Here is a 23,518-nt window from a genome sequence, read left to right on the forward strand (position 1 = left end):
GCTGATCCCGCCGCTGATCATCGGCGAGCGGGAAGTGGACCGCTTCATGGCGGCGTTCACCGCCGTCATGGACGACGCCCACAACGGCGGTGGCCTGATGTGGCACTTCGGCCGGACTCTGGCCAGGCAAGCGCTGAGCGTGCGTTAGGGCATCGGCGGCCGGCACAGGCCCTGGCGGGGCCGGAGGGGTCAGACCAGGAAGCGGTCGCGGAGGCGTTCGCGGGTGGCGGCGGCCAGCTTCAGCCCGTCGCCGAGGTAGCTCTCCGTCGAGCCCCAGGTGCGCTCGATGGTGTCGTAGGCCGCCGCGAGGTAGTCGGCGTGCGCCCCGAACAGGGGGGCGAGCAGCTCCGCGACCTCCGGCGGCATCCCGGCCGTGGAGTGGTCGGAGCGGCGCAGCTTGTAGCGGTGGTGCGGGTCGTTGGACTTGAGGTAGTCCGCCTCGATGGCGTCCCGCTCCACGCCGAGCGCCAGGAGGGTCACGGCCACGGAGAGGCCCGCCCGGTCCTTGCCGGCCGCACAGTGCATCAGCGCTGGGACGCTGCCCTCGGCGAGGTCGTGGAGCACCCGGCTGTGGTCCTCGGTACGGGTGGTGATGATGTGGCGGTAGGTCTCGGTCATCCGGCCCGCGGCCTTGCCGTCGCCGAGCGCGGCGCGCAGTTCGTCCAGTGCGCCGTCACGGACCATCGCCCAGAACTCCGCGCCGTCGGCCGGGTCGGTGAGCGGAATGTTCACATGGCGCACGCCGGGCAAGGTGATATCGGGGCCTTCCAGCTTGATGTCCGCGGCGTTACGGAAGTCGAAGACGGTGTGCAGCCCGAGGCCGGCCAGGAACGCCGCGTCCTCCGCCGTCGCATGGGCGAGGTGCCCGCTGCGGAACAGCAGGCCGCTCCGTACGCGACGCCCGTCCACGGTCGGCAGCCCGCCCACATCGCGGAAGTTGCGGACCTCCGCGAGTCCGGGGTGGTCCTGTGGGACCTGCGGCGTCTGCGTCACGGGCGCTCCTTGCTGATTCGGCCGCCGACGCTGCTCGTCGGCGGGGCGGGGCACGTTCCGACGATACGACATGGACGCAAGGGACAATCGGGCCGTGGCGGAGGCGTGCGGGAGCGCGGTGCGGCGCTCGGGGGGGCGATGCCACGGCCGGTCTTTATTCCAGCTTGGGAAGAATTTGACCTGGTGGCATTAATCACCCCCCGTCAACCCCTGGTTACGGTGGCGTAGGTCACTTCTCAGAGGGAAGTATGTCCTGACGTGGCAGACGATTCGAAGAACATCAGCAACGGCACCTGGAGTGGCACCCCGGGGGCCATCGGGTCGTACGCAGCCGTCGGGGACAGCTTTACGGAGGGGGTCGGGGATCCCGGCCCTGACGGGGTGTACATCGGTTGGGCGGACCGGCTGGCGGTCCTGCTCTCGGATCAGCGGTCGGAGGGCGAGTTCCGCTATGCGAACCTCGCCGTCAGGGGGCGGCTCCTGGACCAGATCGTCGAGGAACAGGTGCCGCGGGCCAGGGAGCTCGCGCCTGAGCTGGTGACGTTCTGCGCCGGCGGCAACGACATCCTGCGGCCGGGCTCCGACCCGGACGCGGTCGCCGAGCGCTACGAGGCCGCGGTGGCCGATCTCCGCCGGACGGTCGGCACGGTCCTGCTCTGTACGGGATTCGACACCCGCGACGTCCCTGTGCTCAAGCACCTGCGCGGCAAGATCGCGACGTACACGGCCCATGTCCGGGCCATCGCGGACCGGCACGACTGCCCGGTCCTGGACCTGTGGTCGCTGAAGTCGGTGCAGGACCGGCGGGCCTGGAGCGACGACCGGCTGCATCTGTCGGCCGACGGGCACACCCGGGTGGCGCTCCGCGCGGCCCAGGTGCTCGGGCTGCGGGTGCCGGCCGACCCGGACCAGCCGTGGCCCCCGGAGACGGAGCGGTCGGCCGCCGAGGCGCGGCGGGACAACATCCACTGGGCCCGGGAGCACCTCGTACCGTGGATCGGGCGCCGGCTGCGCGGTGAGTCCTCCGGCGACCACGTCGAGCCCAAGCGCCCCGATCTGCTGCCGCTGTAGCGCTGGGCACGGGCCGTGCCGCCGCCCGCCCGCGGAATGACGCGGTCCGGTGTGCGGCGGGGCATGGCATGGCTTATGGCATGACCGAGGCCCCGATTCCGTCGACCGCGGAATCGGGGCCTCAGCACACCGCGGTACCGGTGTACGGCAGGTCCGCCCAGACGACCCGGCCGTGGCCGCTGTCGGCGGGCCGTGAACCCCAGCCGGCGGACAGCGCGCCGACGAGGAACAGCCCCCGTCCGCACTCCGTGTCCAGGCTGCTGGGCCGGACATGGAGTGCCGCGACGCCCGGCCCGCCCTGATCCACGACCTCTATGCGGATACGCGCCCCGGCGAGGGTGAGTTCACAGCTGACCTTCTCGCTGTCGGTGTGCCGTACCGCATTGGTGAAGAGCTCGGATACCACCAACTCCACGTCATCGCGGACCTGTTGGTCCGCTCCCCACTCGGACAGCAGCGCGCTGACGCGTCTGCGCGCCTCGGAGACGGACGTGCGTCGCGCCGGCAAGTGGAACGCGTCCTGTGAGTACCGGGCGGCGACGCCGCCACAGCGCTTTAACGAAGAAGCGTTGTTGGAGGAAGCCACGGCGCAACTATGTGCGATGTTGGTCACCGGTGGCAAGGATCAGTCTGTAATTTGCAGAATCGTAAGTGCAGTCTGTTCGTTCTTGGTGACGACGTGACACACTGCTGATCACTGAAGTCAGTTGGAGGCGATCGGACGTGGTGGATCCACGGTCGGCAGGGGCACCGACCGTCCTGCGGGTGGTGCTCGGCAAGCGGCTGCAGGACCTGCGCGTGAGGGCGGGGCTCTCCTTCGAGCAGGCCGCCGCGGCGCTCGATGTGACCCACGCCACGATCCGGCGGATGGAGAAGGCCGAGGTCGGCCTCAAACTCCCCTACGTCGAGAAGCTGCTGGCCACCTACGGGGTCACGGACGGGGAGGAGGTCGAAGGCTTTCTCTCCCTCGCCCGCGAGGCCAACAAACCCGGATGGTGGCACCGCTTCCGGGACGTCCTCCCCGAGTGGTTCAGCGCCTTCGTCAGCCTGGAGGGCGAGGCCGGCCTCATCCGGGCCTACCAGCCGCACTACGTCCCGGGGCTGCTCCAGACCGAGGACTACGCCACCGCCGTGCTCCGGGCCGGTATGCCGCACGCCTCCGCGGCCGACATCGAACGGATCGCCGCGCTGCGTATGGAGCGGCAGTCCCTGCTGACCCGCGACGACCCGCCGATGCTGTGGGTGGTCATGGACGAGACCGTGCTGCGGCGCCCGATCGGCGGGCCCAAGGTGATGCGCGACCAGATCACCCGGCTCATGGAGGCCACCGCGCTGCCGAACGTCCGGCTGCAGATCATGCCCTTCGCCGCGGGCCCGCACCCCGCCATGTACGGCCCCTTCCACATCTTCCGCTTTCCGATGCCGGAACTCCCCGACATCGCCTACGCGGAGAGCCTCGTCGGAGCCGTGTACTTCGACCAGCGCAACGACGTCTCGCAGTTCCTGGAGGCCCTGGACCGGATGTGTGCGCAGGCCGCGCCGGCACACGCCACCGAGGCCGTTCTGGGTGGCTTTCGCAAGGAGATCTGAACCCCCCATGGATCGCATACGCATCTACAACGGCATGCCCGCCAAGGAGCTGGGAAGCGAGGGCTGGCACAAACCGTGGAGCGGCGGAAACGGCGGTGAGTGCGTCGAGGCCATGCGGCTGTGGGACGGCCGGATCGCACTCCGCCAGTCGACCGACCCCGACGGCCCGGCGCTGATCTACACCCACCACGAGATGGTGAGCTTCATCGAGGGCGCGAAGGCCGGCCACGCCGACTTCCTGCTCGCCGCGGCCCCCGGCCGGTGCGCCGAGCGGAGCACGGCATGAGCGGCCAGGACTTCTCCGGACCGGCCCCGGACCGGCCGGCCCCCGGTTTCGGACCGTACGTCCCGGGCCCCGGGCACTCCGGCTTCTCCGCCGAGCAGATCGACACCAGCCGGCCGCACCCGGCCCGGATGTACGACTACTACCTCGACGGCCGGGACAACTACGAGGTCGACCGGGTGGCCGCGGAGCGGGTGATCGAGGTCCACCCCCAGGTGCGGCTCAGCGCCCGCGCCAACCGGGCCTTCCTCCGGCGGGCGGTGCGGGAACTGACCGCCGGCGGCATCCGCCAGATCCTCGACATCGGCACCGGCATCCCGACCTCGCCCAACACCCACGAGGTGGCGCGCGAGACGGCCCCCGGCACCCGCGTGGTCTACGTCGACAACGACCCGATCGTCGCCACCCACGCCGGCGCCCGCCTCCTCGACACCGACCGCACCGGGTTCGCGCTCGCGGACCTCCGCGACCCCGGGGCGGTCCTGGACCACCCCACCGTCCGCGGCCTGATCGACTTCTCGCAGCCGGTGGCGCTGCTGCTGGTCGCCGTACTCCACTTCATCCGCGACGACGAGGACCCGGCCGCCCTCGTCGCCACCCTCGCCGACGCGCTCCCCGCGGGCAGCCACCTCGTCCTGTCCCACGCGACCGACGAACCCTACGAGGCATACGAGGGCGGCCGCGTCGACGAGGCGGCACGGACCGGGGTGACGGACGTCTACAAGAACTCCGCCGCGCCCCTCAACCTCCGCACCAAGGCCGGCATCGAGCCGCTCTTCGGCCCGTTCACCCTGTTGGACCCGGGCGTCGTCCGGGTACCGCTGTGGCGTCCGGACGGCCCGGTGCCCGGTGCTCAGGAGCTCAACAACACCATTTTCTACGCCGGAGTGGGCCGCAAGGGCTGATCCTGATCCGGAAAGGGCCGATCCTGATCCGGAGCGGCATCCGAGGCCTGGGGACCGGCGTCGGGACCGGCGTCGGCGGGCGCCTCGGCCGCGCGATCGGCGGCCCGTCCGGCGGCCGGGGAATCGGTCAGCACCCCCCGGAGGTCGTCCGGCCCGACGAGGGAGGTGTGGGTGCCCGGAGTGGTGCAGGCGTGCGCCCCCGCGACCGCAGCCAGGCGCGCACAGTCCTCGAAGGGCCGGCCGGCCAGCCGGCTGTAGAGGAAGCCGCTGGTGAAGGCGTCGCCGGCGCCGTTGCTGTCCACGACGGGGCCGGGCGGCGGCGCGGCGGGTACCAGCCGCGGGGTGCGGTCGTCGGGGGTGAGGAGGTAGGCGCCGCCCGCACCGGCGGTGGCCACCACCGCCTCCGCACGGCCGTTGCGGAGGATGTCCCGCATGACCGAACCGATCCGTTCACCCGCCCCGGCGGTGCTGAGGAACACCAGATCCGAGCGGAGCGCGAAGTCGCGGTGATGCTCCGTCAGGCCGTCCCAGTCGTGCAGATCGGTGGAGACGGGAATACCGAGCGCCTCGATGTCGTCGTAGAGGAAGCGGGCGAAGTGCGTGATCGAGAGGTGCACATGCCGGGCCCGGCCGAGGAGCGGGAGGTAGTGCTCGGGCGGCATCCGTAGGTCGTGCGGGTCGCGGGCGTCGTGGAAGGACATCCGCCGGCCGTCGGCCGCGACGAGATTGACCGCGCGCCGGGTGCCGTGCGGTGAGGTCAGCGGGCGGAAGTCGACGCCGGTGCCGGCCAGCCGCTCGCGGACCAGGCTGCCGGGGTGGTCGTCGCCGATGAAGTCCACGAGTCCGGTGGCCAGCCCGAGTGCGGCGCAGCCCAGCGCGACACCGGTGCCGGTGTGCCCGGCGCCTTCGTGGATGGGCCGGACCGGGTGGGAATCGGCGAGCGGTACGGGCAGCGCGCCGACCGGCACGGTGATGTCCACCCCGGTCCCGCCGACGACCAGTACGTCATACGCGCCCTGCGCGTCCGGTGCGGCATGCGGCTCGGAAACCTGCTGGAATGTCACAAGCGTCCTTGAATCCTGGCTGGTGAGAGGAGTCCCCTGCGGGTGAGAGCGTCGGCGGACGACGGACGTCCGCTGCCGGGAGTCTAGACCCAGGCGCGCCTCATACCGGGATGTCAGGGACCGGGGTGGCAGCGGCCGGCCGCGCGGGCGCGGGCCGGCGGCCGGGCGACCGCGCGGAACGCGCCGCGCGCGTCGACTCCGTTGGCGGGAGGGGGCGTTGACACCCTGTCGGCGGCGCTGGAGGGTGTGATCCGGAAGCGGCCACGGAGCACGTGAGCGGTCCGTCCGGCGGCCGGAGGGGCCCGCGGGGGAAGCGAGGTAGAGATGGCAGAGCACTCCAATGGCGGGCGCACCGCGATCGTGATCGGCGGGGGACTCGCCGGGATGCTGGCCGTCACCGCCCTGGTGGGTCACGTCGACGCGATCACGGTCGTCGAGCGTGACCGGTACCCGCAGGGGCGGACCTTCCGCAAGGGAGTCCCGCAGGCCCGCCATCTGCACGTCCTGCTCACCGGCGGCCAGCACGCGCTGGACGAACTGCTGCCCGGCACGCTCGCCGCGCTCACCGACGCGGGCGCGCGCACCCTGTGCATGCCGCGCGATCTGATCACCTGTATGGCCACCGGATGGCAGCGCCGCTTCCACGAGCCGCGCCACAGCCTCCTCAGCATCACCCGCCCGGTCCTGGACGCGGTGGTACGCGAGCGCGCGCTGGCGGCGGCCGTGGCATCGCCCACCCGGGTCGACGTCCTGGAGGCGACCGAGGCCGTCGGCCTGACCGGAGACGCCGGCCGGGTGACCGGGGTACGGGTACGGCCGCGGGACGGCGCCCAGGGCGCGCGGACCGTACGGGAGCTGCCGGCGGAGCTGGTGGTGGACGCCTCGGGCCGTGGCTCCCGCGCCCCCCAGTGGTTCGCCGAACTGGGCCGGAGCGCACCCCGGGAGGAGACCGTGGACGCCGGACTCGCCTACGTCACCCGGATGTACCGCCCCAAGGACCCGGCCACCGCCCCCGATGCCGGCATCAATATCCCGGGCTGGGCCGAAAGCCCGCGCGGTGCCGTCTACGTACCGGTCGAGGACGGCAACTGGCTGCTGACCATGTCCGGGGTGCGCGGCCACCATCCGCCCACCGACGAGGCCGGGTTCACCACCTTCAGCGCCACGGTCGGCGACCCGTATATCCACGAGCTGCTGGCCCGGGCCGAGCCGCTCTCACCGGTGCACGGCTTCCGCGACACCTGCAACCGCCGCCGGCACTACGAGCGCCCCGGCGCCCTGCCCGAGGGGTTCCTCGTCCTGGGGGACGCCGGCTGCACTTTCAACCCCGTGTACGGCCAGGGGATGTCGGTCGCCGCGATCGGCGCGCTGGCGGTACGCCGGACGCTCGCGGCCGGAGGCGGACTGCGCCCCGGGACCGCCGCCAGGGCACAGCGCGCGGTGGCCCGTGCCGCGCAGACCGCCTGGGTCACCGCGGCCGGCGCGGACCGGCCGTACGCCCGCCCCGAGGACGGCAGGGCGAGCCTGGTCGAGCGGCTGAACATGCGGTACCTCGAACGGTTCCTGGCCCGTGCCGCCATCGACCCGGTCGTCGGCGCGGCCTTCCGTGACGTCTTCTGCCTCACCGCCCCGTCCGCCCGGCTCGTCGCCCCGCGCATCCTGCTGCGCACCCTTTTCCTGCCGCGCCGCCCTGCCCACTCCACCCCGCCGCTGACCGTCGAGACGGTGTAAGGGGGGCGCACGAGACGGCGTAAGGGGGCGCATCCGCCGTCGCCCGCCGTGCGCGGTGGCCGCGCTCGGAATGTTCCGGCCGGTCGCGTGGTTGTCGTCCGCGGGTGATGGTGGTGACGTCCGGGTGTCGTGGTGCGGGAGACCGTACGGCGCCTCCCGGTGCGGGCTGATCGCCGGGTGCGCCGGCGCTTTTGGGGCGCCGCCCGGCCGGTGTGCCGGAACCCACCGCTCCCGCGGCGCGTTCACTTCGCGACCGCCCCGACCATGGAGGTGCTGTGACCGCTTCCCGACCCCGCCGCGTCGGCCTGTCCGCGCTGCGCCCCGCGAGCTTCGGCGCCGAGCCCACAGGGGAGCGGCTGGCCAGGATGCGAAGGTCGCCGCAGTTCGTGGATGGGCAGTTCCGCAATCCGGTGCCGACCCGGCAGCTGCTGCGCGGCTCCGCGCTGCCGATGGCCCGGACCCAGCTGAGCCGTGAGGGGCGGTTGCGCCGGGCGCCGGTCGGCCGGATTCCGGTGCACCGTCCGGCCGCGGAGGACTGGAGCCGGCGGCCCGCCTCCGGGCTGCGGCTCACCTGGATGGGCCATGCGAGCGTGCTGGCCGAGATCGACGGGCGGCGGGTGCTCTTCGACCCGGTCTGGGGCGAGCGCTGTTCGCCGTTCACCTGGGTCGGCCCCAGGAGAATGCACCCGGTGCCCGTCGGGCTGGACGAACTCGGCCCGGTCGACGCGGTGGTCATCTCGCACGACCACTACGACCATCTCGACATGCCGACGGTCCAGGGCCTGATCCGCACCGGCGCGGCCTTCGTCGTCCCGCTCGGGATCGGCGCCGACCTGGAGTTCTGGGGCGTACCGGCGGAGCGGATCACCGAACTGGACTGGCACGAGTCCACCCGGCTCGGCGGGCTGACCCTCACCGCCACCCCCGCGCAGCACTTCTGCGGCAGGGGCCTGCGCGGTCCGCAGCACACCCTGTGGGCCTCCTGGGTGGTCGCCGGACCCGACCACCGCGTCTACCACAGCGGGGACACCGGCTACTTCCCCGGATTCGCCGAGATCGGCGTGGCACACGGCCCGTTCGACGCGACGATGATCCAGATCGGTGCGTACTCGGACTTCTGGCCGGATGTGCATATGACCCCGGCGCAGGGGGTCCGGTCGCACCTCGACCTTCAGCGGGGAGAGCCCGGCGGCGTGCTGCTGCCGATCCATTGGGGCACCTTCAACCTCGCCCCGCACCCGTGGGCCGAGCCCGCGGACTGGACCGCGTCCGCTGCCCGGAAGGCCGGTGTGACCTCCGCCCACCCGCGGCCCGGTGAGCCTTTCGAGCCGGCCGATCCGCCGGCCGTCCATCCGTGGTGGCGGGAGATCGCGGTACCACCGGTCCAGGGCTGGCCGGCCTGGCAGGAGGCGCCGGTGCGGACGGAGCTGGATCTGGCCGCCGGGGCGTGACGGCGTGACGGGCGGGGCGTGCTTCCGGCATGCCCGGCGCGTGAGCGCCGGCGGACCGGTGCGGGACGGCTGAGGGGAATTCCGGGGCGCCTTGCGAGGGGCCGAAAGGGTGACTGGCTGCCGTTACGCACGGTTGATAAGATGTGTACGAAGAGTAGTCGACTCCGGTGGCTGAGGGGCGCACTCGTGCGCGAGTGTCCTCTGTGAGCCGCCCGAAGGGCGTGGGGGAGGCGTCATACCACCTTCGGTGAACGGGAGTTCGTATTCCGTCGCACTGGTGTGCGCGCCGCGCACACGCAGGGAGGTGGCGAAGGGTAGCGAAACCTCGAAGTAGGTCCGAACCACACCCTCGCAACAACTAGCGTGCGTGCTCCGTGAACTGCCAACGGCCGATCCGGAGGGCGCCGATGCCGACCGCATTCCCCCAGGGGACCCAGACGTCCCAGGAGGCTCAAAGGTCCCCAGAGACACAGGGTTCCCCGGGAGCGGCGCCCGTATCCGCCCCCGTGGCCGCCCTTGTCCCCGCCCCGGTCCGACGACGGGAACGGGAGAGCGGACGGCACGGCCGGGCCGCCTTCCCCGAATCGGCCGCCGACTCGGCGATACGAGGCAGGCTGGTGCGGCTCACCGCGGTCCCGTGTCTGCTGACCGCGGTGGTCTGCACCGCCGTCGCCGCATTCGTCGTCCAGGCCGGCGGCGCCCGGATCACCGGCCGTGAATGGGCGGTGCTCTCCGGCGGTCTCGCCGTGGTCTGCGTCATCGTGCTCACCGCGAGCGCGGCCGCCAACGCCGAGGCCCGCGCCACGGTCGGCCGCTACGCCCGGCTGCGCCAGGTCTGCGCCCGCAGCCAGTCCGACCTGTACGACCTGGTCGACCGGGTGCGCCAGGGCGAGTGGCTCCAGCACCCCGACCCCGAGCCCGGCCCGGTGCCCACGGGCGACACCCTCGAACTGCTCGCCCACGAAGTCGCCGCGGCCGGACGGGCCGCCGAGTCCGCCGTCGCCGAAGCGGTCGCCCTCGCCCGCAGTGACGCCAGCGGGAACGAGCAGAAGGTCGAGGTGTTCGTGAACCTCGCCCGCCGGCTGCAGTCCCTGGTGCACCGCGAGATCGAACTGCTCGACGAGATGGAGAACCAGGTGGAGGACCCGGACCTGCTCAAGGGTCTGTTCCACGTCGACCACCTGGCCACCCGCATCCGCCGGCACGCCGAGAACCTGGCCGTCCTCGGCGGCGCGGTCTCGCGCCGGCAGTGGAGCCGCCCGGTCTCCATGACCGAAGTACTGCGCTCCTCCATCGCCGAGGTCGAGCAGTACCCGCGGATCAAGCTGGTGCCCCCGATCGAGGGCACCCTGGGCGGGCACGCCGTCGCCGACGTCATCCACCTGCTCGCCGAACTCGTCGAGAACGCCACGATCTACTCCGCCCCGCAGACCCCGGTCATGCTGCGCACCCAACTCGTCACCGCCGGCCTCGCCGTCGAGGTCGAGGACCGCGGCCTCGGCATGTCCACGGACGAGCAGACCCGGATGAACGAGCTGCTGGCCGACCCGGAGCACATCGACGTCGCCGAGCTGCTGAGCGACGGCCGGATCGGACTCTTCGTGGTCTCCTCGCTCGCCCGCCGGCACGGCATCGTCGTCCGGCTGCAGAGCAATATCTACGGCGGGGTACAGGCCGTGCTGATCATCCCGAAGGCGCTGCTCGGCGCGGAGCCGGCCGACAGCGCGGCGGGCGGCGAGACGGACCGGGCGGACGCACCGCGCACCGGATTCCCGGACACCGCCCCGGCGCGCGAGCACGGAAGGTACGACCGCGGGTACGACGACGCCCAGGAACCCGACACGTCCCGCGCGGCCGACCGGGACACCGCCCACGACCACCACGGCCTCGGCGGCGCGTCCCTGACGACCGCGGCCATCCCCGCCCCCGGCCCGGCCCCCGACCGCACCCCGGGCAACGACGCCTCCCCCCGCCGCCGCACCCCCGATGCCCCCCGCACCGACGCGCACGCGAGTGCGCCACCCGCCTCCGACGACGGCACCACGGCCGGCCTCCACGCCGACCCCGGCCCGGTCCTCCTGCCGCCCGCGCCGCCCTCCTCCGTGGACAACGGCGCCCGCCCGCGGCTGCCCAGGCGCCGCAAGCAGACCCACCTCGCCCCCGAGCTGCGCGGCGACCCGATCCTGCCGTCCGCCGAGCGCCGCACGGGTCCCGAACCCGAGCACGACCCTGGCCTGATGGCCGCCTTCCGGCGCGGCTTCAGCCTCGCCGACGACACCTACGCCGGACGGACCGACGACACCGGCACCCTCCCGGCCCAGGGCGGCGGCGACCGCCGCCCGGCCGGTGACGACCTGTCATACGACCGTGACCACGACGCCCCGATGGCCCGCCCCCGAGGAGACGACCGCAATCATGGTGAGTGATGTGCGCGCGCAGGCACACCCGCAGCTGCAGAGCAGTCAGCACACCGACCTGTCCTGGCTGCTGACCGGACTCGTCCAGCGTGTCCCGCACGCCCGCAGCGCGCTGCTGCTGTCCTCGGACGGCCTGGTCAAGGCCGCCCACGGCTTCGACCCGGACAGCGCCGACCACATGGCCGCCCTGTCCTCCGGTCTCTACTCCCTCGCCCGCAGCGCCGGAGTGCGCTTCGGCGAGGGTGCCGACGTCCTCCAGGTCGTCGTCGAGCTGGAGTCCACCTTCCTGTTCGTCTCCGCCGCCGGATCCGGCGCCTGCCTGGCTGTGCTCGCCGGGCGCGAGGCCGATGTCGCCGTGCTGGGCTACGAGATGTCCATGCTGGTCAAGAGCGTCCGGCCGTACCTCTCCACGCCCGCGCGCCAGCAGGCGTCCGCGGGCGGGCGTTGACCATGACCGTGCGCCGCGGACGGCGGCGGGGTGGTGGTGAGCCGTGGTACGACGACGAGGCGGGCCGGCTGGTCCGCCCCTACACCGTCAGCAACGGCCGGACCCGTCCGACGGCGCACTTCGACCTGCTGACCATGGTGATGGCCACCGGCCGACGCCCCGCCGCCTGCCAGGGACCCGACTACGCCCAGGTGCTCGGGCTGTGCCGCGGGCCGGTCTCGGTCGCCGAGATCGCCGCCCACATACGCCTGCCCGCCGTGGTCACGAAGGTGCTCCTCGCCGACCTCGTCGACTGCGGGGCGCTCACCGCGCGGGCCCCCGAGGCCGTTCCGGCTGGGCCCGCGTCCCGTACCGACCGAGCCCTGCTGGAGGCGGTGCTGAATGGACTTCGCAAGCGACTGTGACCCCCGGCAGGGGGACTCCTCGACCGACCTCTTCCCGACCGCGCTGAAGATCCTCGTGGCGGGCGGATTCGGGGTCGGCAAGACGACCTTCGTCGGGGCGGTGAGCGAGATCGAACCGCTCAGCACGGAAGAGCTGCTGACCCAGATCAGCGTCGGCACCGACGACCTGGCGGGCGTCGAGGACAAGGACACCACGACCGTCGCCATGGACTTCGGCCGGATCACGCTCAGCCCCGCCCATATCCTCTATCTCTTCGGGACGCCGGGGCAGCATCGCTTCTGGTTCATGTGGGACGAGCTGTCCAACGGCGCGCTCGGCGCGGTGATCCTCGCCGACACCCGGCGGCTGGACCAGTGTTTCGCCGCGGTGGACTTCTTCGAGCGGCGCGGTATCCAGTTCATCGTCGCGGTCAACGAGTTCGACGGCTCCTACCACTACGAACCGGACGAGGTCCGCTCCGCCATGGACCTCTCGCCGGCCACGCCCGTCGTGCTCTGCGACGCCCGCCAGTGCAGCTCGGCCACTCAAGTCCTGGTGTCGCTCGTCCAGCACCTGCTCACCCCCGCCCTCGCCACGACCCCGGAGCTGCCATGAACTACCCCGTCTCCCGCGTCCCGAACGTCCCCTACGACCCCACCCGCCATCTGCTGCTCACCCCGCAGGACGACGAGGCCCCGGCGCGGGTGGCCCGGCTGCGGGCCCTGGGCATCGGTGACTCCCCGCTGCCCGCCTTCGACGAGTTCGCCCGCAAGCTGGCCCGGACCACCGAGGCGCCGTACGCGATGGTCAACTTCATCGACGAACACCGGCAGTACTTCGCCGGGCTCTACACACCGGGCCAGAACCAGGCCGTCGAGCTGGGACCGGCGCCCGCCAGCGCCCGGCCCGGCCGGGTGATGGCCCGCGACCACGGCTACTGCCCGCATGTCATCGTCCGCCGCAAGGCGCTGGTCCTGGAGGACGTCTGCGACTATCCGCGGTTCGCCGGCAACCCCGTCGTGGACGAGATCGGTATCCGCTCCTACCTCGGCGCGCCGCTGATCGACCGCACGGGCATGGCGCTGGGCACCGTGTGTGTCGTGGACCTCGAACCACGGCCCTGGGGGCGGAAGGGGCTGGAGACCATCAAGTCGCTGGCCGCCGAACTCGTCGAGCAGATCCATCGCATGGAGGACCAGCAGCGCGACTCGTCCTGACCGGCCGGGCCGGCCCCGGGTGGAGCCGGCCCCGGGCCACGGCCCCGCCGGTACGACGCGGGCCCGGGTCACCCCGGGCCCGTCGCTCACTTCAGGCGGGTGAACCAGGAGCGCTGGCGGGGCGGCGCGGTGCGCTGGCCCGGAACCGTCGCCCGGCCGTTCTCCTCCCGACCCTCCGGAATCTCCGGACCCTCCCGACCCTCCGGGCTCTCCGGGCTCTCCGGAACCTCCGGGCTCTCCGGCCATTCCGACGGATCCAGCCGCAGCTGCTCGGCGAACCGGCCGGACCAGTCGCCCTTCCCCTGCCCCAGGGCCACTTCGCCCAGGCGCAGCAGCTGGACGTCCGAGGTTCCGGCCGGTGCGAAGATGTGGTGCGCGTCCCGGAGGAAGCGCTCGACCGGTCTGTCGGTGAACAGCCCGCACGCGGCGTGGATGTCCATCGCGTCACGCGCCGACTCCAGCGCCGACTCCACGTTCACCAGCTTGGCGTTCATCAGCTCCGCATCGCAGGGCAGCCCCTGGTCCAGCAAGTGCGCCGCATGGTAGGCGGACAGCCGGGCGAGCATCAGCCGCGACTGGATGCGGCCCAGTTTGAGCTTGATGTTGCCGAGGTCGGCCAGTGGCCTGTCATAGCGCTGCCGCTCGGCGCAGAACCGTGTCGTCTCGTCCAGCACCGCCTGATGGATGCCCAGCGACACGGCGGCCAGATTCGGCCGTCCGTACAGCACGCTGGAGGAGTACGCGACGGACAGCCCGTCGCCCTCCCGGCCCAGCAGGTTCGCCGCCGGGACCCGGCAGTCGTCGAAGATGAGCTCGCCGAAGCTGAAGCCGTGGAGCCCCATCGCCGGCTGCTGCGGACCGACCCGGAGGCCGGGCGTGCCGGACTCCACGAGGAACGCGGACAGCCCGTGGGAGCCCTCGCCGGTGCGGACGATCACACCGTGCAGATCCCCGACATGGCTGTTGCCGACGTAGATCTTGCGGCCGTTGAGGAGGTAGTGGTCGCCCTCCCGGACCGCGGTGGCGGCCATGCCCAGCACATGGCCGCCGGAGCCCGGTTCGGTGACCGCGATGGTCGGCAGGCAGTCGCCGGAGGCGATCGCCGGCAGCCAGGCCTTCTTCTGCTCCTCGTCGCCGAAGTGGACGATCTTCGCGACGCCCAGCTGGGACGCCTGCACCATGGCGCCCATGGCGCCGGAGACCCGCGAGAGCTCCTCGATGACGAGGGTCTTGGCGAGATGCCCGGCGCCCATCCCGCCGTACGCCCGGTGGATCGTCGCGCCGATCCACCCCTGGCGGGCGATCCGGCGGGAAAGGTCATGGCAGACGGTACGGCTCGCCTCCATCTCCGCGATCCGGGGACGGACCTCCCTTTCGGCGAAGTCCCGCACCCGCGATCGGAGTGCTTCATGCCGCTGGTCGGTGAAATAGCGATACAAGACGAGCCCTCCTCCGCGATCTTCTCCGCGCTGGTCGCACCCCGCCCGGGACGGCACTGGCGGTGCCGTCGGCGGCGGCCGTATCCGAACGTGATCTGTCGCTTACCGCGTGCAATACCCGTTGGCATACCTACTGCGGGACGCGCGAAACATCAACTGGGCGATCCATGCGAAGGGTTGAGGTGCGCAGCGGCGCCGCACCACCCTGTGGGAGCAGGGTCAGTGCGCGAGGTCGCAGCAGGAGTCGCGGCGCTGCTGCCGGCCCACCTCCAGCCAGTCGGTACCGGCCGCCCGCAGCGTGTGGCCGGCCGGCGCCGGGAAGGAGTCGACCAGTTCCCGCTGCTCGACGAGCCGGCCTCCGCGCAGCACCGCCGAGGTCCGCACCAGCGAGCTGAAGTCGCTGAACGGATCGCCGTCCACCAGCGTCATATCGCCGATCTTGCCGACCTCCAGCGTCCCCAGATCCCGCTCCGCGCCGAACACCCGGGCGGGCAGCGCGGTCGCGGTACGCAGCGTCTGGCTCACGCTCAGGCCGCCCTGGTGCAGCGCCCGCAGACACAGGTGCAGGCTCAGCCCCACCGGCTGCAACGGCTGGTCGGTCCCCAGCGCGACCAGCCCGCCGGCGCCCAGGACCCGCCGGTAGAGGCCGACTTCGGTGGCGAGGTCGGACAGCTGGGCCGGCGTGGGCCGGTGCCGGGCCCCCTCCTGTACGACCGAGGTGTCCCAGGGAGGCATCAGCCGGGTCACCCGTACGTCGTCGGCCAGCGCCGGGTCGGCGCCGAGCAGCGGTGCCGACGAGAACGGGGTCGCGATCAGGTGGAAGCCGGTGCCGGTGTAGATCTCCTCGACGTCCTGGTAGGAATGGCCGGTCCTGGACACCGCGTGTCCGAACTCCAGCCGCTGTGTCGCCTGGAGATGAGTCGTCAGGTCCTGGCCCAGCTGGAGGCCCGGGGTGAGCAGATGGCTGCCGGCCCGCACCCCGAGCCGGTCATGCGCGAAGCGCGCGGCCTCCGCCATCACCCAGCCCGGTGCCCGTACGTACGTCTTCACGAAGTCCCAGTCCAGCGCCGCGCCACGGGCCAGCGAACGGCGCAGCCCCGCGCGGGTGCGGTGGGCCCGCCCCATGCTGTACGCCACCCGGCCGCCGTCCAGCAGTTCCCCGCACGTCAGCAGCCGTGGTCCGGTGAGCAGGCCGGCCGTCACGGCCTCCCGGATGCGGGCCTGTTCGTAGGAGAAGCCGCCGCAGGAGACCGCCGTGGTGATGCCGTACGCCAGTTGCAGGGCGGTCTGCCGGCCGCCGTACGTCGTCTGCCACGGATGGGTGTGCGCGTCCCACAGGCCGGGCAGCACGGTCCGGGCCGAGGCGTCCACCCGGCGGGCCGTGCCGGACCGGCTCCGGCGGTGCGGTTCCACGGCGGTGATCCGCCCGTCCCGTACCACCACATCGACGTCCTGCCGCACCTCGTCGCCGGTGCCGTCCCAGAACCGGCCGGCGTGCACGACGGTGTCCCGGGCGCGCGGCGGCCGGTGGGTGAGGGACAGCGGAACGGTCCGGGCCGGGCCGCCGGACACCCCGATCAGCCGCAGCCTGCCCGCCGAGAGGTAGAGGAGCGTGCCGGAGTCGCCGGACCACGACGGATGGTCGGCGGCCTCGTCGGTCAGCTGCCGGGGCGTCCCGTCCGGCGTCCCGTCGGGCCGCACCGGCAGCACCCACAGCGCGGACTCGGCGATCAGCGCCATCCAGCGTCCGTCGGGCGACCACACCGGCCCCGAGTCGTAGCGGTCGGCGATCGAGACATGCTCGGCGACCGTGAACAGCCGTCCCTCGCCGGTCTCGGCGTCCACGACCCGGATGACGTTGTAGCCCTCGCGGAAGCGGCGGTTGAGGCGGTTGCGGTCGCAGTACGCCAGATAGCGGCCGTCCGGCGACCAGCTGGGGCGACCGGGGAGACCGCCGGCGCCCATCGGGGCGGCCAGTACCCGCTCGGTGCCGTCGGCGAGCGTCCGTACCACGAGATTTCCGGACATGTCGAGCGCGGCCAGCCGGCCGCCGTCCGGCGACAGCGCCGGCTGCACCCGGCCCCCGGTGGCCAGCACCGTCTCCTCGCCGGTGGCGAGTTCCCGGCGGCGCACTGCGAACAGCCCGTCCCGGTCGTCGGCGTACAGCAGCGCCCGGCCGTCCCGGGACCAGCTGGGCGCCAGGACATAGCGGGTGGCGTCGGCCCGGACGATGCTCCGGGCCGCACCGCCGCCCGACGCGGGCGCCACCCACAGGGAGTTGAGCGCCGCGAAGGCGACCCGGCGGCCGTCGGGGGAGAGCGCGGGCAGATGCACGCCGCGCACCGGCCGGACCCCGGCCTCCTCGAAGCGGTAGTCCTTGACGCGGTAATCGGGGCGGTCCAGCGGCAGCCGCGCGCTGAACGGAATCGTCTCGGCGTGCCGCGGGGCGTCCGCCCGGACGATCCGGAACTGGCCGTCGACCGTCAGCAGCAGCTCGTCCCGCGAGACCCAGCGCGGCGGCACCGGCGCCACATCGCCGTCCACCCCGACCCGCGCCCCGTCCACCACCAGCGTGCAGGTCGCTCCCGGTTTGTCCGTGGTCCGCAGGTAGGCCAGCCGTCCGGTGGGGGACAGCGCCGGCGTCATCACCTCGGCGGCCGCGCTCTCGGTGTGCTCGGTGCGCACCGTGCCGCTCCCGTCGGCCGGCACCGACGCGACCGTACGGGAGAGCAGGTCGGTGCCCGACACCCGGCCGCGGACGAAGACGATCCGGGAGCCGTCCGGCGACCAGCACGGGTCGAAGTCCTCCCAGGCGCCGTCCTGATGGGGCCCGTCCTGGCCGGACCGCCCGGTCACCCGGGTCAGCCGCCGGCTCCGCACGTCCAGCACCCAGATCCGGTACGGGCTGCGGCCGGCCGCCGGGTCGCCGCCGCGCTCGGAGGCGAAGGCGATCCGGGTCCCGTCGGGGGACCAGGCGGGCCCGCGGTCGTCCCACGGGCCGTCGGTCAGCTGCGTCAGGCCGGAGCCGTCGGCGGCGACCGTCCACAGGTGGAAGGCGCCGCCCCGGTAGGCGCAGAGCGCGACCTGGCGGCCGTCGGGGGAGTGGACCGGCCGGGTGGGCTCCAGATCGGGCGGGGTCAGGGCCACCGCCTCGCCGCCTGACCGGGGCAGCGACCACAGGACGTTCTGGACCTCCGCGACCAGCCGGTCGCCGGCGGGAGCCAGGGAGGCCGCGCCGTCGGTGGCCGCGGTGAGGGTCACCGCGGCACCGGGGGCCCGGCCGCCCCGCGCCCACGCCTCGGGTGCGCCGGCCCCGGCCGCCACGCCGGCGAGCCCCGCCGTGGCGGCCGCCGACGCGGTGCCCTGCAGGAATCTGCGGCGGGAGAGCGGCGCGGAGCGTACCGGCCCTAAGCGGCGGCCGGCGGGGGCGGGCGCTTCGAGGGGCCCTGCGGAGTGCTCGGAGTGGCGATCAGTGGTGTCCAACGATCCTCCTCGGTACCGGTGTTGCCGTGCGGGCGACAGCGCGCGACGGCAACGGACCGCTTGATCGTGTCACGCCGCCCGGTCCGGTGGTCAACATGCCGACGCGCCTCCCGTGGCGCGCCGCCGCCCGGAGCGGAAGAGTGGGCGCCGACGGCTCGTCAGCCACCGCCCGGCAGTCAGGAGACGACGCGATGCAGGCCATGCGGCAGGAGTTCCACCAGGCAGCGGACGGCGCCCGGATCGCCGCGTACATCTGGCCCCCGGAGGGCGGGCACCCGCGCGCCCTCGTCCAGATCGCGCACGGCGCCGCGGAACACGGCCGGCGCTACGACCGCTTCGCCCGCTTTCTGGCGGGCCACGGCTATGGCGTCCTCGCCTCCGACCACCGGGGGCACGGCGCCACCGCGGCCTCCACCGGTGGCCGTGGCGTGGCCGGTCCGGACGCCTGGCGGGCCATCGTCACCGACCTCAAGAGCATCGGCGATCGCGCGGCCGCCGCCCACCCCGGCACCCCGCTGGTCCTGCTCGGTCACAGCCTGGGCGCGATGCTGGCCCGCGACTACGCCCAGGAGTACGGCGCCGACCTCGCCGGACTGATCCTCACCGGCACCTTCCGGACCCTGCCCGGCCTGGACATCGACGGTGCCGTCAGCGGGCTGGAGGACGAGATCGCCGCACATGGCCGCACCGCGCTCTCCCCCTTCATCCCGCGCCTCTTCGGCTCCTTCAACGACGCCTTTCCCCGCCGCACCGGCTATGAATGGCTCTCCCGTGACACGGCCGAGGTGGATGCCTACGTCGCCGACGAGGACTGCGGCTTCCCGTTCTGTGCCGGCCTCTCGCTCGACTGGGTGCGTGCCATCCGCAAGATCAACGACCCGGCCAACCTGGTCCGCGTCCCGCGCGGACTGCCCGTCCACATCGCCGTCGGCGACCTGGACCCCTGCCACCAGCGGATGACCCTGGTCCATGAACTCCTGGAGGACTTCCGCTATCTGGGCACCCGTGACCTGACCTGGAAGGCCTACCCCGGCGCCCGCCACGAAGTCCTCAACGAGACCAACCGCGACGAGGTCCACGCCGACCTGCTGGCCTGGCTCGGCGAACACATCTGAGAGCACCTCCGAACGGACCCGGCCGCTCCGCGCCGTCCTGCGCGTCACGGTGCCGTGGATATGGCAGCACCCACCCTCTGACATGCGGTATTGTTCTTGTGCGCGGTCAGCCGGGGAAGCCCGGCGGGAGCGGGCACCGGGACGTGGCGCAGCTTGGTAGCGCACTTGACTGGGGGTCAAGGGGTCGCAGGTTCAAATCCTGTCGTCCCGACGGTGCAGAAGGGCTTCGGCCCGAGTGAGGGCCCTGTTTCACGGAAGTGGAACAGGGCCTTCGGCATGTGTGGCGACAAGGCCTTCGGCGTGCGTGGCGAAAGGCGCGTCCCGGGCCGCTGGGAAGGCGGAAGCCGGGCGGCGGACCTACGGTGGTTCGAGCGGCGGTCCGAGCGTTGCGCGAGAGCACCTCCGGACCTCCGCGGTACGGAAACGGTGTTCCGAAGGAGGCTGCGATGGAGGAGCACTTCGTCTGGGTCACGACGCGCCGTATCAAGCCGGGCACGCTGGCGGAGTTCGAACGGGCCTGGCGCCCGCACCCGTATCCGCGCGGCCTGCTCCGCGCCTTCGCGTACTGGTCCGAGGACGGGCACGAGATCACCGGCGTCTCGATGTGGGACTCCAGGGCGGCCTGCGACGCCTGGCGGGCCTCCGGTGAGGAGCACGAGCGGCGCACGGCGATGGCACCGTACGTCGTCGAGGAGCGGGAAGGCTTCTACCGGGGCGGGGAGCTCAGAGTCCCCACGCACTGAGGTCGTGGGGTGCCGCGGCGCCCGGGAGGCCGTCGGCGCCTCCCTCGGCCGGCCGCGGCTGGACCGGTGTGGGGGAGCGGTTTCCGTCCACGTAGGGTGATCAGCGGACGCGGACGTTGCCACAGGCGCACCAGCAGTTGACAAGTTTAGGTATGCCTAACCTAAACTCACGCACCGTGTCCACGAGTGATCAGGCCGCACCGCCCGGTGTGCCCACCTTCTCAGCCCGCCGCGTGCCGGTGCTCCTCCTGGGAGTTGCCGCGCTCGCGGTGTGCGCCGTACTGAGCCTCGCCCTGGGCGCGCGCTCGGTACCGCTGTCCACCGTGACCGACGCCCTGTTCGGCGGCGCCCACGGGCGCGACGCCCTCGTGGTCACCGGGCTGCGCCTGCCGCGTACCGTCATCGGACTGGTCGTGGGCGCCGCACTCGGCCTGGCCGGCGCGGTCGCCCAGGGCATCACCCGCAACCCGCTCGCCTCACCGAGCACGCTCGGCCTCAACGCGGGCGCCGGCTTCGCCGTGGTCACCGCCATCTACGCGCTCCACCTGACCCGGCCCGTCGAGTACGTGTGGTTCGCCTTCGCCGGGGCCGCGGGCGCCGCCCTGCTCGCGCAGGCGCTCGGCCGGCGGGCCGGCGACCTCGACCCGGTGCGGCTCGCCCTCGGCGGTTTCGTCCTCCAGCTCGTCCTGCTGTCCTGGACGTCGGCCGTGATGCTGACCAGTCAGCGCACCCTGGACGAGGCCCGCTTCTGGCTGGCCGGCTCGCTCGCCGAGCGGCCGCTGGACGTGCTGTACCCGATGCTGCCGACCCTCGCGATCGGTGCGGTGCTCGCCCTGGCCCTCGCCCCCGCGCTCAACGCCCTGGCACTCGGCGACGAGACGGCCCAGGCGCTCGGCGTCCCGGTGACGCGGATCCGGCTGGCCGGCACGCTCGCGATGGTGCTGCTCGCCGGCTCCGCGGTCGCCGTGGCCGGGCCGGTCGCGTTCATCGGGCTCGCCGCACCGCACCTGGTCCGCCCGCTGCTGGGCGGCGACCACCGGCTGCTGGTGCCCGGCTGCCTGATCGCGGGCCCTCTGCTGCTGCTCGCCGCCGACGTACTGGGGCGGCTGGTGATCCGGCCGTCCGAGCTGGAGGTCGGCATCGTCACCGGTCTCCTCGGCGCGCCGCTGCTGGCGCTGCTCGCCCGGAAGGCGGCCCGATGACCGCCACCGCCCCCGTGCCGACCGCCGCCGCCCGGCCCCGTGACGTACGGGCCCGGCAGCGCCGCCGTACCGCGCTGCTCAGCTGTGGCGCCCTCGTCGTGCTCGGCGTCCTCGCCACCGTCTCCCTGACGACGGGTGAGATGGCGCTGTCGCCGTCCGTCGCGCTGCGCGGCCTGATCGGCCTCGGAGACCTGGGCGATGTGTACGTCGTCCAGGAGTTCCGGGCGCCGCGGCTGGTGGCGGCGCTGCTCGCCGGGGCCGGTCTGGCCGCGGCCGGCGCCGTGCTGCAGCGGCTGTTCCGCAACCCGATGGCCTCTCCGGACGTCATGGGCATCACCGGAGGCGCCTCGTTCGGCTCGGTGGTGCTCCTCGCCACCGGCGCCTCGCAGACGCTCATCCCGGTGGGCGCGCTGGGCGGCGGTCTGGTGGCCGCGCTGCTGCTGGGAGCGTTCGCCTGGCGCTCCGGGCTCGCCGTCACCCGCCTGGTCCTGGTGGGCCTCGCCGTCCAGGCGGGGCTGGCCGCCGCGGTGAACCTCATGGTCGTCCGCTTCCCCGCCGAACTCGCGGGCTCGGCGCGGCAGTGGACGACCGGCTCGCTCTACGGCCGCACCTGGACCGAGGTCTGGGGCGCGGCCGCCGCCCTCGCCGTGGCACTGGCCGCCGTGTTCGTCCTCAACCGCCGGCTGGCCGTCCTGGACCTGGGCGACGACTCGGCCGGCGCGCTCGGCCTGGGCGTCTCCGCCGCGCGCCTGCAACTCCTCGTCGCCGCCGTGACGCTGGCCTCGCTGGCCGCCGCGCTCACCGGACCGGTCTCCTTCATCGCCCTCGCCGTGCCGCACGTCGTGCGCTTCCTGGCCGGCCCGCCGACCGCCGGGACGCTGGCGCTCACCGGCCTGACCGGCGCCGTGCTGCTGCTCGCCTCCGACCTTGTGGTCCAGCACCTGCTGCCCGTCGAGGGGCTGCCGGTCGGCGTGGTCACCGCCACCCTCGGCGCGCCCTGGCTACTGGTGCTGATGTTCCGACAGAGCACGCCCGTGAAGAGGAGTTCCGTATGACCGTCCAGCAGTCGGCACCCCAGGAGCCGAACACCCAGGGGCCGGCCGCCGAGGAGCGGAACGCCCGGCGGCCGGATGACCGGCCGCAGCCCAACCAGCTGGCCGCGCACGGCCTCGACCTGCGCTACGGCGACCGGGTGGTGGTCGGCGGGCTCGACCTGGTCCTCCCCGGCGGCGCCGTCACCGCCATCGTCGGCCCCAACGCCTGCGGCAAGTCCACCCTGCTGCGCGGGCTGACCCGGCTGCTCGCCCCGGCCGGCGGCACCGTCACCCTGGACGGCTCGGACATCCACCGGATGTCCGCGCGCTCCCTCGCCCGCCGGATGGGCCTGCTGCCACAGCAGCCGGTCACCCCCGAAGCCATCACCGTCGAGGCACTCGTACGGCTCGGCCGCTACCCGCACCAGCGGCTGCTCAGCCCCTGGTCCGCCGCCGACCAGGCCGCCGTGGACGCCGCCCTGGAGCGCACCGGCACCACCGGACTGCGCGACCAGCCCGTCGACCAGCTCTCCGGCGGCCAGCGCCAGCGCGCCTGGATCGCCCTGGCCCTCGCCCAGGACACCGAGCTGCTGCTGCTCGACGAGCCCACCACCTTCCTGGACCTGCGGCACCAGCTCGACGTGCTCGACCTGGTCGCCGACCTGCACACCGAAGCCGGCCGCACCGTGGTGATGGTGCTGCACGACCTCGGGCAGGCCGCCCGCTACGCCGACCACCTGGTGGTCCTCAAAGCGGGGCGGCTGGCCGCGGCCGGCACCCCGGCCGAGGTGCTCGACGCGGACCTGGTCAAGTCCGTGTTCGACGTGGAATGCCGGGTGATCCCCGACCCCGAGACCGGCACCCCGCTGGTCGTCCCCAAGGGCAAAGCGGCCCGGCACACCGCCGCCGCTGCCCGCTGACCCCCCCCGAACCCCCACACCACGTCAC

21 protein-coding genes, 1 tRNA gene and 1 pseudogene are annotated in these 23,518 nt (G+C 73.2%); 18 read left to right on the forward strand and 5 right to left on the reverse strand.

What is annotated here, in order from left to right; genetic code table 11:
- Positions 1 to 148 (forward strand): annotated as a pseudogene (locus AZE13_RS38285) (aspartate aminotransferase family protein); the annotation flags it as partial.
- 41 nt (positions 149 to 189) lie between these two features.
- Here the strand turns inward: AZE13_RS38285 and AZE13_RS20930 are convergent.
- A complete protein-coding gene (locus AZE13_RS20930) occupies positions 190 to 993 on the reverse strand; it encodes a tyrosine-protein phosphatase (protein ID WP_066934056.1) in 804 nt (267 codons plus the stop codon).
- 258 nt (positions 994 to 1,251) lie between these two features.
- Between AZE13_RS20930 and AZE13_RS20935 the strand changes: the two genes are divergently transcribed.
- Positions 1,252 to 2,064 (forward strand): SGNH/GDSL hydrolase family protein, encoded by an 813-nt coding sequence (locus tag AZE13_RS20935; protein ID WP_066934060.1) that lies wholly within the window; start codon positions 1,252 to 1,254, stop codon positions 2,062 to 2,064.
- A 121-nt stretch (positions 2,065 to 2,185) separates the two neighbouring features.
- On the opposite strand, the gene AZE13_RS20940 is transcribed toward AZE13_RS20935, so the two are convergent.
- On the reverse strand, positions 2,186 to 2,572 hold the full coding sequence (locus AZE13_RS20940) for an ATP-binding protein (protein ID WP_066934063.1): 387 nt from the start codon (positions 2,570 to 2,572) through the stop codon (positions 2,186 to 2,188).
- A gap of 215 nt (positions 2,573 to 2,787) precedes the next feature.
- Here AZE13_RS20940 and AZE13_RS20945 point away from each other — a divergent pair, with 215 nt between their 5' ends.
- From AZE13_RS20945 to AZE13_RS20955, 3 genes are read left to right on the forward strand one after another with little or no spacing between them, the layout of a single operon-like run.
- Positions 2,788 to 3,654, forward strand: a complete 867-nt coding sequence (locus tag AZE13_RS20945) for a helix-turn-helix domain-containing protein (protein ID WP_066934065.1) — start codon at positions 2,788 to 2,790, stop codon at positions 3,652 to 3,654.
- A gap of 7 nt (positions 3,655 to 3,661) precedes the next feature.
- Complete coding sequence (locus tag AZE13_RS20950) at positions 3,662 to 3,940, forward strand: DUF397 domain-containing protein (protein WP_066934068.1); 279 nt, start codon at positions 3,662 to 3,664, stop codon at positions 3,938 to 3,940.
- Positions 3,937 to 4,842: an SAM-dependent methyltransferase gene (locus AZE13_RS20955; RefSeq protein WP_079124211.1), complete on the forward strand. Its 906-nt coding sequence runs from the start codon at positions 3,937 to 3,939 to the stop codon at positions 4,840 to 4,842. The genes AZE13_RS20950 and AZE13_RS20955 overlap by 4 nt, the downstream gene beginning before the upstream one ends.
- Here AZE13_RS20955 and AZE13_RS20960 read toward each other — a convergent pair.
- Positions 4,815 to 5,906, reverse strand: a complete 1,092-nt coding sequence (locus AZE13_RS20960; protein ID WP_181690399.1) for a carbohydrate kinase family protein — start codon at positions 5,904 to 5,906, stop codon at positions 4,815 to 4,817. The two genes, AZE13_RS20955 and AZE13_RS20960, sit on opposite strands and share 28 nt — an antisense overlap.
- Before the next feature lie 324 nt (positions 5,907 to 6,230).
- On the opposite strand from AZE13_RS20960, the gene AZE13_RS20965 reads away from it, so the two are divergent.
- The 7 genes from AZE13_RS20965 (at position 6,231) to AZE13_RS20995 (ending at position 13,554) form a co-directional block, all read left to right on the forward strand.
- Positions 6,231 to 7,637, forward strand: a complete 1,407-nt coding sequence (locus AZE13_RS20965; RefSeq protein ID WP_066934070.1) for an NAD(P)/FAD-dependent oxidoreductase — start codon at positions 6,231 to 6,233, stop codon at positions 7,635 to 7,637.
- A 275-nt stretch (positions 7,638 to 7,912) separates the two neighbouring features.
- On the forward strand, positions 7,913 to 9,088 hold the full coding sequence (locus tag AZE13_RS20970; protein WP_181690400.1) for an MBL fold metallo-hydrolase: 1,176 nt from the start codon (positions 7,913 to 7,915) through the stop codon (positions 9,086 to 9,088).
- A gap of 506 nt (positions 9,089 to 9,594) precedes the next feature.
- Entirely contained in the window at positions 9,595 to 11,514 is a 1,920-nt protein-coding gene (locus AZE13_RS20975; protein ID WP_258527905.1) for an ATP-binding protein, read from the forward strand.
- Positions 11,504 to 11,953 (forward strand): roadblock/LC7 domain-containing protein, encoded by a 450-nt coding sequence (locus tag AZE13_RS20980; protein ID WP_066934074.1) that lies wholly within the window; start codon positions 11,504 to 11,506, stop codon positions 11,951 to 11,953. The genes AZE13_RS20975 and AZE13_RS20980 overlap by 11 nt, the downstream gene beginning before the upstream one ends.
- Before the next feature lie 2 nt (positions 11,954 to 11,955).
- A complete protein-coding gene (locus tag AZE13_RS20985) occupies positions 11,956 to 12,357 on the forward strand; it encodes a DUF742 domain-containing protein (RefSeq protein ID WP_066934076.1) in 402 nt (133 codons plus the stop codon).
- Positions 12,335 to 12,952, forward strand: a complete 618-nt coding sequence (locus AZE13_RS20990; RefSeq protein WP_066934078.1) for a GTP-binding protein — start codon at positions 12,335 to 12,337, stop codon at positions 12,950 to 12,952. Before AZE13_RS20985 ends, AZE13_RS20990 begins: the two co-directional genes overlap by 23 nt.
- Positions 12,949 to 13,554, forward strand: coding sequence for a GAF domain-containing protein (locus tag AZE13_RS20995; RefSeq protein WP_066934081.1), 606 nt, complete (start codon positions 12,949 to 12,951; stop codon positions 13,552 to 13,554). Before AZE13_RS20990 ends, AZE13_RS20995 begins: the two co-directional genes overlap by 4 nt.
- Positions 13,555 to 13,640: 86 nt before the next feature.
- On the opposite strand, the gene AZE13_RS21000 is transcribed toward AZE13_RS20995, so the two are convergent.
- The gene (locus tag AZE13_RS21000; RefSeq protein WP_066934085.1) at positions 13,641 to 14,993 is read right to left on the reverse strand and encodes an acyl-CoA dehydrogenase family protein; all 1,353 of its coding nucleotides are present in this window, start codon (positions 14,991 to 14,993) and stop codon (positions 13,641 to 13,643) included.
- Between the two features lie 219 nt (positions 14,994 to 15,212).
- Positions 15,213 to 18,476, reverse strand: a complete 3,264-nt coding sequence (locus AZE13_RS21005) for an amidohydrolase family protein (protein WP_066934088.1) — start codon at positions 18,474 to 18,476, stop codon at positions 15,213 to 15,215.
- Positions 18,477 to 18,667: 191 nt separating this feature from the next.
- Here AZE13_RS21005 and AZE13_RS21010 point away from each other — a divergent pair, with 191 nt between their 5' ends.
- From AZE13_RS21010 to AZE13_RS21035, 6 genes are all read left to right on the forward strand, one after another.
- Positions 18,668 to 19,591, forward strand: coding sequence for an alpha/beta fold hydrolase (locus AZE13_RS21010; RefSeq protein ID WP_066934093.1), 924 nt, complete (start codon positions 18,668 to 18,670; stop codon positions 19,589 to 19,591).
- Between the two features lie 137 nt (positions 19,592 to 19,728).
- Positions 19,729 to 19,802 (forward strand) — tRNA-Pro (locus tag AZE13_RS21015).
- A gap of 235 nt (positions 19,803 to 20,037) precedes the next feature.
- Positions 20,038 to 20,334 carry an antibiotic biosynthesis monooxygenase gene (locus AZE13_RS21020; RefSeq protein WP_066934096.1) on the forward strand — a complete coding sequence of 99 codons (297 nt, stop codon included), beginning with the start codon at positions 20,038 to 20,040 and terminating at the stop codon, positions 20,332 to 20,334.
- A 233-nt stretch (positions 20,335 to 20,567) separates the two neighbouring features.
- Positions 20,568 to 21,536: a FecCD family ABC transporter permease gene (locus AZE13_RS21025; protein WP_398780191.1), complete on the forward strand. Its 969-nt coding sequence runs from the start codon at positions 20,568 to 20,570 to the stop codon at positions 21,534 to 21,536.
- Entirely contained in the window at positions 21,533 to 22,591 is a 1,059-nt protein-coding gene (locus AZE13_RS21030) for a FecCD family ABC transporter permease (RefSeq protein ID WP_066934103.1), read from the forward strand. Before AZE13_RS21025 ends, AZE13_RS21030 begins: the two co-directional genes overlap by 4 nt.
- A complete protein-coding gene (locus tag AZE13_RS21035) occupies positions 22,588 to 23,490 on the forward strand; it encodes an ABC transporter ATP-binding protein (protein ID WP_258527906.1) in 903 nt (300 codons plus the stop codon). The genes AZE13_RS21030 and AZE13_RS21035 overlap by 4 nt, the downstream gene beginning before the upstream one ends.
- The last annotated feature ends 28 nt before the right edge of the window (positions 23,491 to 23,518 follow it).

Source organism: Streptomyces sp. NBRC 110611 (assembly GCF_001590865.1).
Lineage (GTDB): Bacteria > Actinomycetota > Actinomycetes > Streptomycetales > Streptomycetaceae > Streptomyces.